Below are 14643 nucleotides of genomic sequence, written 5' to 3'. Positions count from 1 at the left end.
ACATGGTACCTTATCGTCTTCGTGGCAAAAAACCAGTTGATTAAATAAAAAGGTGCGATTTTAAATTTTTCGGCGAAGGTAAATCTAGTGCCGCAAAGACTGAAAGTCAAAAAGCCAAACAGATTTGTAAAGTATCAGGAACTAATAAGTTAAAATGATAATAAAAAACGTGGTGTCTTAGCGTCTCAGTGGCAAACAATTATTTGAATAAATAAAATATCGCATGAAAATAGTAATTATAAACTCAGGTAGTTCGTCTATAAAATACCAATTAATTGACATGCCAGCGAATGAAGTCATTTGTTCTGGCATGATTGACAGAATAGGATTAGCAACTTCAAATTTAACGTATGTAACTAATGCGGTCAAAGTAGAAGAAGCATTGCCTGTTGCGAACCATAAAATAGGTTTAGAAAAAATTGCCCAACTGTTAATGGATGACGAAATAGGAGTTATAAAAAGCACGGCAGAAATTGATGCCGTGGGACATCGTGTCGTTCATGGAGGAAGTGCTTTTTCCAATACGGTCATTATTACAGCTGCTGTCAAAGATAAAATTAGGCAGCTTTTTGAATTAGCGCCTTTGCATAATCCCGCAAATTTAGAGGGAATAATTGTGGCCGAGGAGATTTTTAGTGGAGCCACACAAGTCGCTGTTTTTGATACGGCGTTCCACCAAACTATTCCAGTTGTTGCTCACAAATATGCAATACCAAATTACCTTTTGACAGAAAATAAAATACGTGTCTATGGATTTCATGGAACGAGTCACAAATATGTATCCGAAAATGCGATTCATTATTTAAAACAAAATTTGGTAACTGAAAGCTCTAAAATTGTTACCATACATTTAGGAAACGGCTGTAGTATGACGGCAATAAAGGATGGAAAAAGTGTGGATCATACGCTTGGTTTTGGTCCAATGAATGGTTTGATTATGGGCACTCGAAGCGGTGATGTAGATCAATCCGTGATTTTTTACATGGTCAATACTTTAGGGTACTCGCTTGAAGCGGTCAATACCTTATTGCAAAAACAAAGTGGGATGTTAGGACTTACCGGCTACAGCGATTTGAGAGATATTGAAGCCAATGCAGAGAATGGAAATGTAGAATGTCAGTTGGCCTTAGCCATGAATGCCTACCGTATAAAGAAATATATTGGTTCCTACACCGCAGTTTTAAATGGATTAGATGCTATTATTTTTACGGCTGGTATTGGAGAAAATTCTTCTTACATCCGAAAATTAGTGTGTACTGATATGGATTATTTCGGAATAAAATTGGATGAGTCCAAAAATGAAATTCGGTCTAGGACTATTCGAGAAATCAATACTGAGGACTCTAAAACTAAAATATTAGTTATTCCGACCAATGAAGAAATTGAAATTGCCAATCAGGTTTTTGAATTGCTAACGACATAATAAATGCAAAAGTACTAAAAAGGCTTCTCTAACCAGAAGCTTTTTTTGGCTCTATATTTAATAAATCTGTTTATATTTGGAGATAAAAGACCTTATTTTGAAAGTTAAAATTACCATCTTCTTCCTTTTATATTTCAGCTCCTTGCCCTTTTATTCGCAGGAGTTGCTTCCCTTTGTTGAAAACTATAACAAATCAGATTATCATGGCGATAACCAGATCTGGAGTGTAGCACAAGGCAATGATAGTGCAATGTACTTTGCTAACAATTATTATTTATTGCGGTATGATGGTGTAAAGTGGGAGAAATACAGTTTGCCAAACAAAACGATAATTCGTTCCGTAATGGTCGATGGTGATCGCATTTACACAGGTTCGTATAAAGAATTTGGCTATTGGAGCCGACAAAAAGGAAAGATGATCTATGTTTCCATTTCTGATAAAACCAAGGTTTTTGATGATAGTGATAATGAGGAAATTTGGAAAATATTTAAATTTAAGGGTAAAATTTACTTTCAATCCTTTAATGGACTTTTTTTGTATGATGGCAAAGTAATACAGAAAAATAAATTCCCTTTTCTGGTTTCTTACTGCTTTGTGGTAGGCAATCAACTATTAGTAGCCTCAGTAGAAAAAGGAATCTATAGAATGACTGGTGCTGCATTTGAGAAAATACAAGGATGGTCCATCTTAGAAAATAACGTAATTCATGCTATTGAAAAATTCCAAAACAAAACGTATTTTTTTACCAAAAAAAATGGTGTTTATGTATTAGAAAATGGTATTCTGAAACCTTGGAATAGTACCCTAAATCCCATTTTGAAAGCAGCAAACATCAACGTTGCTGCCTTCATTAAAAATAATAAATTAATCATAGGAACCGCTAATAAGGGGGTTTATATTTTTGATCTAAATGATAATTCATATCAAAATATTAATCGGAATAATGTCTTGATGAATAATTCAATTTTGAGTATTGCTTTGGACAAAGAGAGCGATTTATGGTTGGGATTAGACAATGGAGTCGCTCATATTGAGGTCAATTCTCCTATTTCTATTTTTTATGATAATTCAGGTATTTTGGGATCGGTTTATTCTGTTGCAAGCACGTCAAAAGGCTATTTGATGGCTTCTAACCATGGGATTTTTAAATACGAAGACAAGCAACTTTCCTTAATTCCGGATACGCAAGGCCAAGCCTGGAATATTAGTAAAATAAATAACAAATATTTGATAGGTCATAATGAAGGCACTTTCCTTTACGATAATGGCCTGTTCTCTAAATTAAATACGATAAATGGAGGCTGGAATGTAACCAAAAGCAGCATTAATAATTCGTATTTGCAAGCAACCTATAGTGGCGTATTTATCTATAATGATGCAAAGGATTTGAACCAAAACATTGTAATAAAGGGAATATTAAAACCGATTAAATATGTAGCTCAAAACAGAAAAAACGAAATATGGGCTGCGGATAGCAACAGAGGTCTGTATCGAATTCTATACAATGATGCGTACGAAACAACTACTATAAAAAATGTAACCCAAAGCAGTAAAATAAGTAATGATTTTGGAGTAAAAATATTTGAGTTTAGAAATGAGATTCTATTTTTAATAAATAAATTATGGTACACTTACAATTCAATCACCAATCTATTAGAAGAAAATGAATTGTTTAATGCAAACTTCAAAAATGTGTCCAACATCGTTTCCATTGATGAAAATCACTTTCTACTACTTCAAGAAGGGCTGCTGTATACTATTTTTGCTAAAGGGAACAAATTTGTTCGCAATACGGTACAGGAGAAATATTACAGAGGTAAAATTATAAACGATAATTTAAAAGTATTCAAAAACAAAAATAATTATTTGTTAAATCTGGATGACGGTTTTATTTCGTTGCAATTAAAAGAACTAGATAAGAATGAATCTAAAATTCGGATTGAAGCTTTTGTGAATGATATAATGGTTCAAAATAAATCAAAGATTCCGTATAATTCAGAGCTAAGGATACACGTACTATCCGGTGTTTATGGAGCAGAAAGACCTAATTTGTTTTATAAAATCAGCAGAACAAAAGAATTTATCCCTGTAAGTGAAGGGCTGATTGTTTTAAATAATTTAAACAGTGGCTCTACGGAAATTAGCGTTTATCTTCATGATGGACTCAATTATGACTTGCTTTCTAATTTCCAGTTTATTGTGGCTAAGCCTTGGTATTTTTCGCTGTGGATGGTTGCATTGTATCTGCTTGTTATCGGTTTGATATTGTATCTGTATTACAAATGGAATAAAATGCGATACGTGCAAAAGCTAGCGTTGCGAGATGAAGAAGTAAAGCATCAAAAGGAAATTCTCGAGATGGAATTAAAGGCCGATAACGAATTGAATATCCAGGAATATGAGAAACATATTTTAGAATTGGAATTGCAATCAAAATCATCAGAGGTTGCCGGTAAGTCACTTTCTATAGCCAAGCAAAGTGAAATGATAGAGAATATTCAAGGAATTTTGGATTCCGACATGGATTTCAATAAATTGAAAAGCGAAATTAAAAAAGTCATTAAAATTAATGCGGTGAACAAGCACGAGTGGGAAACATTCGAAAACAATTTGAATCAAATTCATAATGAATTCATCATTCATCTGTCTAAAAAATATCCGGCTCTAACCTCAAAGGATATTAAGCTTTGCATTTACTTAAAAATGAATCTTTCATCTAAAGAAATTGCACCCATGATGAACATTTCTTTCAGAGGGGTGGAATTGCATCGCTATCGTTTGCGTAAGAAACTCAACCTTACTCAAGAAGAAAATCTTTCTAAATTTTTATTAACGCTATAAAAGAACCGTTATTTTTATCGATACCACATTAAACAACCTCTTTTGTTGTGAAATTCTAGTACATCATTACTACATCATACAGCCATGATGTAGCGTCCTTGTGCCGTCGTTAGCTCCCATAAAACATTGATTTATTGTCTTATTTTACGATTTTGATGTAATTATGTAGTATTTTCATTTAACTAACTATAACGTTGTAATTATTTACTTTGGCTGTAATAAATTTAACAAATTATTAATCTATGAGAAATATTATTTTTAGCTTTTTAGCACTTCTGTTGCTTCCAGCCTACATGTCTGGTCAAGTAATTAAGGGAAAAGTAGTGGATAAGGACGGGTTAGGAGTTCCTGGAGCAATTATTATTGCAACTGAATCTAAAACTTCAGCCGATACTGATTTTGATGGTAATTTTAATATCAATGCCAAAATCGGTGAGGTATTAAAAATAAGTATGCTCGGTTTTGAAGCCATTTCAGTAACAGCAACTGACGGAGTAATGAATATAACATTAAGCGATTCCAAAGATACTGAACTGAAAGAGGTGGTGATTATTGGATATGGATCTCGAAAAAAATCAGACAATACTGGGGCAATTACACAACTTTCATCCGCTGATATTACCAAAACTAAAGTATTGAATGCCACGCAAGCAATTCAAGGAAAAGCGGCAGGTGTTCAGGTTATTGGGACAGATGTGCCGGGTGCTTCTCCTTCACTGATCATTAGAGGTATTGGTACTTATGGCGCTGATAGAACGCCATTGTATGTAGTGGATGGTATTCCCACTAAAAATATTAATAATTTGAATTCAAATGATATCGCCTCTTTTGATATATTAAAAGATGCTTCCTCATTAGCAATTTATGGAAACCAAGCCGCTAACGGAGTGGTTATTATTACGACCAAAAAAGGAAAGGGAGATAAAACTTCCGTTGAATATGACGGTTTTTATGGAGTGCGTACACCACTAAAAACGGTTAAAATGGCAGGTTCTAATCGCTTTGCCTATTACTCTGATGTAGCAGAACAAAATACTAGATTTTCAACAGATCAGCGGTACAACACCAATTGGTTTGATGAAATAACCAGATTAGGCATGTATTCTTCTAATAATTTATCGCTTTCTGGATCCTCTGATAAAATTAGCTATTTATTTAGTTTGAATTATTATGACGAAAAAGGAGTATTAGATGGATTGGATTTCAATCGTTTTACTTTTAGAAATAATAATGATTACAAACTTTCTGATAAATTAAAAATTACGCAAACCTTTAGTGGTTCGATCTCAAGGTCCACACCAAAACCGTTATCGGCTTTCACTTCAGCATACAAACAATCCCCTTTGGTTCCCGTGCGATATGATAATGGAAAATGGGGAAGACCTATAATTGGCGCTGATGGGCAAGCCTCAACGGTAGGACAAGTGTTTAATAATGTTGGTAATCCAGTGGCTGATTTGCAGTTTTTTACCGAAGAACAAAAAAATCTTTTATTACAAGGAAGCCTTGCTTTGGAATATAAAATTTTGGATGATTTGAAATTTACGTCCAGAGTTGGTTTAGAATACAATACGTTTAAAAGATTTTCATACACGCCTTCACGTGAATTATGGCTGGCTGCTGATCCTACAAGAGATGCTGCAAATTATTCTGCAGCGGATCCTATAAATGAATTAGTAACCGGTAGAAGTGACTATTTCAACTGGAACTTTGATAATTTCTTGACCTACAATAAGAAGTTTGCCGATATTCACGATGTTGAGGTAACATTAGGAATGTCAGCTCAAGAATTTGGTAGCCGTGAAGAATTAGAAGTAAGAGGTAGAAACGTACCAGAAAACTCAAACTATTGGAGTTTAAATTTGTCCAGTTCTCCGGCAAATAATCTTGTAACAAGACATGTAATTGGAAACCAAAGAAATTTAATTGGATATTTTGCCAGATTCCAATACACGTTGATGGAAAAATATCTTTTTACAGGTACCATCCGTAGAGATGGTTCTTCCCAATTTGGTTCGGATAACAAATGGGGTAATTTCCCTTCCTTTGGTTTGGGTTGGGTCCTTTCAAAAGAGGGCTTCCTTGCAGAAAGTAAAACGATTAATTTCTTAAAACTACGTGGTGGTTGGGGAAGATTGGGAAATCAAAATGTACCTATTAATCAACAAACTTTCAGTTCGGGTGCCGGTTTAGGATATGATTTCGGAGGTTCCCTTTATTCAGGAACTACTATTGGTGCATTTATTGACCCCACTTTAGGCTGGGAAATCACCGAAGAAACCTCCGTTGGTTTAGACTTTAAAGCATTAGATAATAAATTATCAGGATCTTTTGACTGGTATGATAAAAACACATCGAATGTAATTCTGAATGTTACTCCGCCACTAACCGTTGGTACTGGTGCAACTCCAGCTCATGCAGGTGTAATATCAAATACTGGATTTGAAGTTGCTTTGCGCTGGGACGATAACATCAATGAGGATTTAAAATATTGGGTTGGTGCCAATTATTCAAACAATAAAAATGAAGTGTCGAATGTATTTAACCCTCTTGCAATTAGACAAAATGGAGGAAGTATCAACAACGGACAATTCACTAAACGATTAGAAGTAGGACAACCGTTAGGAAGTTTCTATTTGTTTGAAGTTGCAGGTTATGATGCGAATGGAAACTTTACTTATTTTGATAAAGACGGTGGAATTACCTCCAATCCAGTGGAAACAGATCGAAAATTCTTTGGATCTTCTTTACCAACCTATTATTACGGGATGAATTTAGGTTTCGAATATAAAAATATCGATTTCTCAGTTGATACCTATGGAGTTGGTGGAAACAAGGTTTACAATGGTAAAAAAGCACAACGTTTTGGTAACGAAAATATAGAATCAAGTATTGCTACTGATTTTTGGACCGCCTCTAATACAAATGCAGGGAATCCTGCACCGTTTAATACGGTTCCATTATCCTCAGACTATTATTTAGAATCAGGTGCTTTTCTTAGAGTAAACAACATTACTTTAGGATATACCGTACCCAAAATAACAAATTCAATCTCCTCACTTCGCATCTATGCAAGTGCAATAAATCCATTCATATCTCAAAAATTCACTGGATATTCTCCTGAATTGAATAATGATGGTGATCCAATGGGATTGCAAGGAATAGAGCTTGACGCTTATCCAACTTTAAGTTCATTCCTTATTGGTGCTAACGTAAAATTTTAATAAGATGAAAAAAATATTGATACCCATAACTTTAGTGGCTGTTGCATTGCTCGCTACTAATTGTTCTAATGACTTTATAGAAGTTGCTTCAACTGAAAACATTGCCGAAGCTGATTTATTATCCATCTACAATACTAATGATGGCGCAAAAAGCTTTGTTACGGCTATTTACAGTAATGCTTTGAGTTTTAATGCGAGTTCTTTTTCATGGAACGGGTTAACAAGTATGACTTCGGATGATGCGGATAAAGGATCTGATCCAGGAGATACAGGAGCTGACAAAGACAAATGTGATGCACTTACTTTAGATGCCACTTCATTATCTGTCGAACAAGTTTTCGAAACAAATTATCAAGGGATTAGTAAGGCTAATATTGCTTTAAACTATCTTCCTAAATTAGACAAAGCCGATGCAGCGGTGGTCGCGAGATTAACGGGGGAAGCTAAATTTCTTCGTGCCTTAATGTATTTTAATTTGGTACGATGTTACGGTGGTGTTCCCATTGTGGATCATGTACCAGTACCCTCTTCTGCTGAAGATACGGATATGACCCTGATACGTAAATCGAAAGAAGAAGTATATGCTTTTATTGAAACAGATTTAGTAGCTGCAATAGCTGTACTTCCTGAAAAATCAGGGTATGCAAATACTGATTTGGGTAGAGCTACTAAGGGTGCTGCGCATGCTTTATTAGCAAAAGTGTATTTATATCAAAAAAATTGGCCTGGAGTAAAAGAGCAGTGTGCTGCTGTCATCGGTTATAATTTAGTGGCTAATTATGCAACAATATGGAGAGAAGTAGGGGAAGATAGTGTAGAATCTATTTTTGAAATACGCGGATTTGGTGGAAATCCTTCTCAAGGTATTGAAGGCTATATGGTATCTCAAGGTGCTAGAGGAACTAGTGGCTGGGGCTGGGGTTTCAATACACCAACTTTAGGATTAACGAACTCGTATGAGGCTGGTGATGTTAGAAAAGATGCCACAATCATTTTTGCTGGTGAAACGATGTGGGACGGAAGATTAGTTTCTCCTTTTGTAGCTAATCCGAGATACAATGAAAAAGCGTATGTAAGTAATACAGCAGAAACGTTTAATGGGGATTGGGAAACTACTAAAAATATCCGCGTCTTGCGTTACGCAGAAGTGTTATTGATGCAAGCTGAAGCGGCAAACGAAAGCGGTACAGGAGATGTGACTGGACCTTTAAATAGGGTAAGAAACAGAGCGGGTTTAGCCAATACAACAGCATCAGGTCAAGTTGCACTGAGAGCGGCTATTAGAGCCGAAAGAAGACATGAATTGGCTTTTGAACATGATAGATGGTTTGATATTGTTAGAACGGGTCAGGCGAAAGCAGTTATGGCGGTTGATGGGAAAACTTTTGTAGAAGGAAAACATGAATTGTTTCCTATCCCTCAAAAATTTATCACGCAGTCAAATGGAAAAGCGACACAAAATCCAGGGTATTAATTAAAAAATTCCAAAACCTTTTCTCTCTTTTCTGATGCATTTTAGGAAAGAGATGGAGGCTAGGACAACCACATAAAAATATTTAAAATGATTAAATTTTCAGCTTTCTTCATGCTTTTTATTTTTCTTGGATGTGATTCCTCTGGACAAAGCACTGATAAAGGTCCGGCAACTACGCCACCAGTGACCGCGCCACCTGTAGCAAAATTAACGGATGAGGAATTAATAGAGGTAGTACAAAAACAAACTTTTGCTTATTTTTGGGAGTATGCCGAGTCAAATTCAGGCATGGCAAGAGAGCGTTATATTCCGCAAGATCCTTCATTCGATCAAAACATAGTGACCACAGGTGGTTCTGGTTTTGGTTTAATGGCGATTGTTTCGGCAATGTCTCGCGGTTACATTTCAAAATCACAAGGAGCAGAGCGTCTTAATAAAATTGCTAATTTCCTGAATACTGCAGAGCGTTTTCATGGCGCTTGGCCGCATTGGATCAATGGGACTACTGGTCGTGTTATTCCTTTTGGGACTAAAGATAACGGTGGCGATTTAGTGGAAACCTCTTTTCTGGTAGCGGGAATGATAACCGTTCGCGAATACTTTAAAAACGGATCAACAGAGGAGAAGGCAGTAGCACAAAAATTCGATGCGTTATGGAAAGGTGTGGACTGGCAATGGTACACCAACAATCAAAACAAATTATTTTGGCATTGGTCGCCTAACTACAATTGGGAAATGAATTTTCCACTAGAAGGATACAATGAATGCTTGATTACTTATGTTATGGCAGCCGCTTCACCAACACATGCAATTGCTCCTGCCGCTTATCACCAGGGCTGGGCGAGAAGTGGAGGTATTGTTTCGGCTAGAACGAAATACAATCTTCCTTTGATTTTAAAACACAATGGTGCAGAAGAATTTGGAGGACCATTATTTTGGGCCCATTATTCTTATTTGGGTTTAGACCCTAATCAGTTGACGGATCAATATGCTAATTATTGGGATTTGAATACCAATCATACTAAAATTAATTATTTGTATGCCGTAGCTAATCCTAAGAATTTTCGAGGTTATGGTGCTAATTATTGGGGATTGACTGCATCCTATTCCCGCAATGCTGATGGTTCAGTTGGCTATGACGCGCACATGCCAAGCAATGATAAAGGCGTGATTTCGCCAACGGCAGCGATTAGTTCGATTGTTTATACTCCTTTAGAATCAAAAGCATTCATCCGCAATTTATATGAAAATTATAAAAATGAAACTTGGGGTGTAGCAGGGTTTTATGACGCGCATAGTTTGCATTATCAATGGACTGCGCAACGCTATTTGGCTATCGATCAAGGACCAGAAATGGTTATGCTCGAAAATTATCGCTCGGGTTTGTTGTGGCAGCTGTTTATGAATGCACCAGAGGTAAAACAAGGCTTGATTAATTTGGGTTTCCATTCTGGGAAATATGGTTTCTAACCAAAATTCAGCTAAAAACATTAAAAAAAATTAGTACTAATTTAAAAAAAACAAAACATGAAAAATGGTATCAAAATAGTGTGTCTCACTACAGCACTTTCATTGCAGTTATTGACAAGTTGCTCCGATAATGTGGACAGCAACGAGCCGCTAGAGTTGCCACCAGTAGGTTCTTATAATTCTTCCGATGAGGTCAATGCTGACAATCTTATTGCAAAATGGAGTTTTGATGGTACTAGCACTGATTCTAAAGGAGGTCTAAGCGGAATAGGAAAAAACTTGACTTACACGGAAGGGATCAAAGGCCAAGCTTTTCAAGGATCAAATGTTCAAGAGCGTTATGCCGTTTATAACAATGCAACTGCAGTGGGTGCTTTAAGCAGTTTCAGTTTCAGTTTTTGGATGAAATCCGGTCAAACCGTACCTGATGGTGGCGCTCCTGGTCAAGGGAAAGGGATTCAGGGAATTTTTTCCTTAGTAAATCCAGCTGGTTTTTGGGGAGGTTTAAATTTATTTCTTGAAAACCCCGATAATGACAGACCCGGAACGCTTCGATTAAAGATGGGTATTGAAAATAAAAGAGTCGCTTGGGGTGGACAAGGACCCATTTTTAATATTGATGGAGCTATTGATACGTGGATTCATGTAATCTTAACCTATGATGCCGCTACAGCTCGATATTCAGTGTACAAAAATGGTGAAAAAGGTTCTAATAGTATTTATGGAACGCCAAATAGTCCCTTTGCGGATCTAACAGGTTCCTGTATTCTGTATGGCGATAATCCGGGTGCTCCCGCAGGAAGCAACGCAAATCCTAACAGCGCTCCTCTTTATGGAGCAATCGTTTTTGCTACTCCAAATTTATCTCAATTAGTGATTGGATCGAATCAATTTAGTACTTCACCATCACTTACTACTACTCACGGTGATGAAGGTTGGGCTACTGATTATGCAGGTTTGTTGGATGAAATGAGAATTTATAAATCCGCGTTGAGTCCGAGCGAGGTACTGGCTCTTTATAAATTAGAAAAAACAAAAAGATAATAATTCACAATGTAAAAACAGATTGCCTTTTCATAAAGACAGTCTGTTTTTTCAATGCTTTCTAAAATGAATAAAAATCTTTTTTTTTTACTATTGCTAGTAGCTCAATATTCCTTTTCGCAATCCAACGTAATTGGTAGTATAAAAACCGAAGTTATTAAAAAACGGGAGTTGAATTTCGTTTTGCATATTCCTGAGAATACCACCGAGAAAAAACCGTTGATCCTTTTCCTTCATGGTTCTGGTGAAAAAGGAACGGATATTGAAAAAGTAAAAACGCACGGCCCTTTCAAGTATTTAAAAAATCATGAAATAGATGCTTATGTTTTGGCGCCTCAATGTCCAGAAAATGAATATTGGGATGAAGAAGTTTTGTATCGCTTGATTTTAAAAATTCAAAAAGAAAACAAGATTGATAGCCATAGAATATATCTCACGGGGTTAAGTATGGGAGCATGGGGTGCTTGGAACCTTGTTTTCGCCCATCCTGAAACTTTTGCAGCTTTCGTACCTATTGCAGGATTTGTGGATCGAATTCCAATGATAGAAAACTGTAAAATTGCAGCCATTCCCACCCGAATTTTTCACGGATTGTTAGATGATGTCGTGAATGTAGATTATTCGATTGCCATTTATAAAAAATTAAAAACTTGCAATGGCACTGTTTCATTAACGATTTTTGATGATGCCAATCACGATAGTTGGTCACAAGTATATGACAACCAAGAAATTTATGATTGGATGTTCAAACAAACAAAAAACACACAAAATGAAAATTAAACTTATTATATTCCTTATAGGTTTTTCTTTTTTTGGCTACAGCCAAAAAAAGAATTCCAAAAAGAGCGTTGCCATTAAACCTAGAACAGAATTTGTATCCGATTTACTTTCGAAAATGACTTTGGAAGAAAAAATAGGTCAATTGAATTTGCCTACTTCAGGAGATATTACTACGGGAGCAGCGAGTAGTTCTAATGTTGCTAAAAATATCGAAGAAGGAAAAGTAGGTGGTTTATTTAACATCAAATCAGTTCAGAAAATTAAAGAAGTACAAAAGATTGCTGTCGAAAAAAGCCGACTGAAAATTCCGTTGCTTTTTGGGATGGATGTTATCCACGGTTATGAGACTACATTTCCTATTCCGCTTGGACTCTCGTCTACATGGGATATGAAACTGATTGAAAGAACAGCTCAAATTGCAGCACAAGAAGCCAGCGCTGATGGAATTAACTGGACTTTTTCGCCTATGGTTGATATTTCACGTGACCCTCGTTGGGGTAGAGTTTCGGAAGGTTCGGGTGAAGATCCGTTCTTGGGAAGCCAAATTGCAAAAGCAATGGTCAATGGGTACCAACAAAATGATCTGTCAAAAAACAATACCATTTTATCGTGTGTGAAACATTTTGCGCTCTACGGTGCGCCAGAAGCAGGACGGGATTATAATACGGTAGACATGAGCCGCATCAAAATGTACAATGATTATTTCCCTCCATACAAGGCTGCTATCGATGCTGGAGTTGGGTCCGTTATGGCATCATTCAACGAAATTGATGGAATACCAGCAACGGGAAACAAATGGTTAATGACTGAGGTGCTGCGCAAACAATGGGGATTTAAAGGTTTTGTAGTAACTGATTTTACTGGAATTCCTGAAATGATAGAACACGGAATGGGCGATTTACAAACAGTTTCTGCTCTGGCCCTAAATGCTGGAATAGAAATGGATATGGTGGGCGAAGGTTTTCTGACGACTTTAAAAAAATCAGTAGAAGAAGGAAAAGTAACCATGGAGCAAATTGATAACGCCGCACGTCTTATTTTGAATGCCAAATATGATTTGGGATTGTTCCATGATCCCTATAAATATTGTGATGAAAAGAGAGCCAAAACAGAAATCTTCACAGCAGCAAATAGAGCAGAAGCAAGAGCTATTGCAGCACAATCTTTAGTTTTATTAAAAAATAACAATCAGTTACTTCCTTTGAAAAAATCGGGAACAATTGCGGTCATTGGCCCATTGGCTGATGCCAAAGAGAACATGGCGGGTACGTGGAGTGTGGCTACGAACATGGAAAAATCCATTTCACTTATTGCAGGGATCAAAGAAGTTGCAGGAAAGAATTCAAATGTGCTTTACGCCAAGGGAAGCAATCTGGATTATGATGCGGCTTTTGAAGAAAAAGCAACCATGTTTGGTAAAACCTTGCACCGCGACAACAGAACTTCAGAAGAATTATTGGCGGAAGCCTTGAAAATCGCAAATCAATCGGATGTAATTGTAGCTGCTTTAGGAGAATCAGCTGAGATGTCAGGAGAAAGCAGTAGTAGAACGAATATAGAGATTCCACAAGCGCAAAAAGATTTACTGCAAGCCTTATTGAAAACAGGAAAACCGGTAGTTTTGGTTTTATTTACAGGGCGTCCCTTAGTCTTGGTAGAGGAAAATGAAACAGTGCCAGCACTATTGAATACGTGGTTTGCAGGAAGTGAGGCAGGAAGCGCAATTGCTGATGTGTTGTTTGGAAAAGAAAATCCTTCTGGTAAATTAACGGCTACCTTCCCAAGAAGTGTGGGACAAGTACCCATTTATTACAATCAGAAAAACACGGGAAGACCGCTTGGAAATAAGGAAGGAAAGTTCGAGAAATTCAGATCGAATTATATCGATGAAAGAAACGAGCCGCTATATCCTTTTGGTTTTGGACTGAGCTACACAACTTTCAATTATTCAAACTTGAAAATTTCATCGGATGTAATCAATTTTAAGGAGAAATTGAATGTTACTGTTGATGTTACAAATACAGGAAATTATGATGGAAAAGAAGTCGTTCAATTGTATATCAGAGATTTAGTTGGGTCGGTTACCAGACCGGTGAAAGAATTGAAAGGATTCCAAAAAATAAATCTTAAAAAAGGAGAGAAGCGCACCGTAACTTTTGAAATAGGGATCGAAGAATTAAAATTCTACAATTCAGACTTGCAGTTTATCGCTGAGCCTGGTAGTTTTGATGTATTTGTAGGTACAAATTCTAGTACTGTTAATAAGGTTAGTTTTAAGTTGATTAAATAAATTTGGTTTATTTATTTAAGATCAGCCCTTTGGTATCTATATCGAAGGGTTTTTTTTGTAACAAAAAAAATGGATTTGTTAAAACGGATACTTTAA

At 36.3% G+C, this 14643-nt stretch carries 8 protein-coding genes; all 8 read left to right on the top strand.

All coding sequences use genetic code 11. The features are described from left to right. Nucleotides 1–223: 223 nt before the first annotated feature. The 8 genes from BUA03_RS11670 (at nt 224) to bglX (ending at nt 14547) form a co-directional block, all read left to right on the top strand. Nucleotides 224–1423, top strand: coding sequence for an acetate/propionate family kinase (locus tag BUA03_RS11670; protein ID WP_066077132.1), 1200 nt, complete (start codon nt 224–226; stop codon nt 1421–1423). Between the two features lie 97 nt (nt 1424–1520). Then, nucleotides 1521–4265, top strand: coding sequence for a helix-turn-helix and ligand-binding sensor domain-containing protein (locus BUA03_RS11665; RefSeq protein WP_139255650.1), 2745 nt, complete (start codon nt 1521–1523; stop codon nt 4263–4265). A gap of 242 nt (nt 4266–4507) precedes the next feature. Continuing rightward, nucleotides 4508–7489, top strand: a complete 2982-nt coding sequence (locus BUA03_RS11660; protein WP_066077127.1) for a SusC/RagA family TonB-linked outer membrane protein — start codon at nt 4508–4510, stop codon at nt 7487–7489. Between the two features lie 4 nt (nt 7490–7493). Next, complete coding sequence (locus tag BUA03_RS11655; RefSeq protein ID WP_066077124.1) at nt 7494–8963, top strand: RagB/SusD family nutrient uptake outer membrane protein; 1470 nt, start codon at nt 7494–7496, stop codon at nt 8961–8963. Nucleotides 8964–9050: 87 nt separating this feature from the next. Further along, nucleotides 9051–10433, top strand: coding sequence for a glucoamylase family protein (locus tag BUA03_RS11650; protein ID WP_066077121.1), 1383 nt, complete (start codon nt 9051–9053; stop codon nt 10431–10433). A gap of 57 nt (nt 10434–10490) precedes the next feature. Beyond that, on the top strand, nt 10491–11477 hold the full coding sequence (locus tag BUA03_RS11645; RefSeq protein ID WP_066077118.1) for a LamG domain-containing protein: 987 nt from the start codon (nt 10491–10493) through the stop codon (nt 11475–11477). 66 nt (nt 11478–11543) lie between these two features. Continuing rightward, entirely contained in the window at nt 11544–12257 is a 714-nt protein-coding gene (locus BUA03_RS11640) for a carboxylesterase family protein (RefSeq protein ID WP_066077214.1), read from the top strand. Continuing rightward, complete coding sequence (bglX, locus tag BUA03_RS11635; RefSeq protein WP_066077211.1) at nt 12247–14547, top strand: beta-glucosidase BglX; 2301 nt, start codon at nt 12247–12249, stop codon at nt 14545–14547. Before BUA03_RS11640 ends, bglX begins: the two co-directional genes overlap by 11 nt. Nucleotides 14548–14643: the final 96 nt, after the last annotated feature.

Origin of the sequence: Flavobacterium fryxellicola, assembly GCF_900143245.1 — a bacterium.
GTDB lineage: Bacteria > Bacteroidota > Bacteroidia > Flavobacteriales > Flavobacteriaceae > Flavobacterium > Flavobacterium fryxellicola.
Note: the sequence above shows the minus strand (reverse complement) of the source record. Positions and strands in the feature narration are given on the sequence as shown.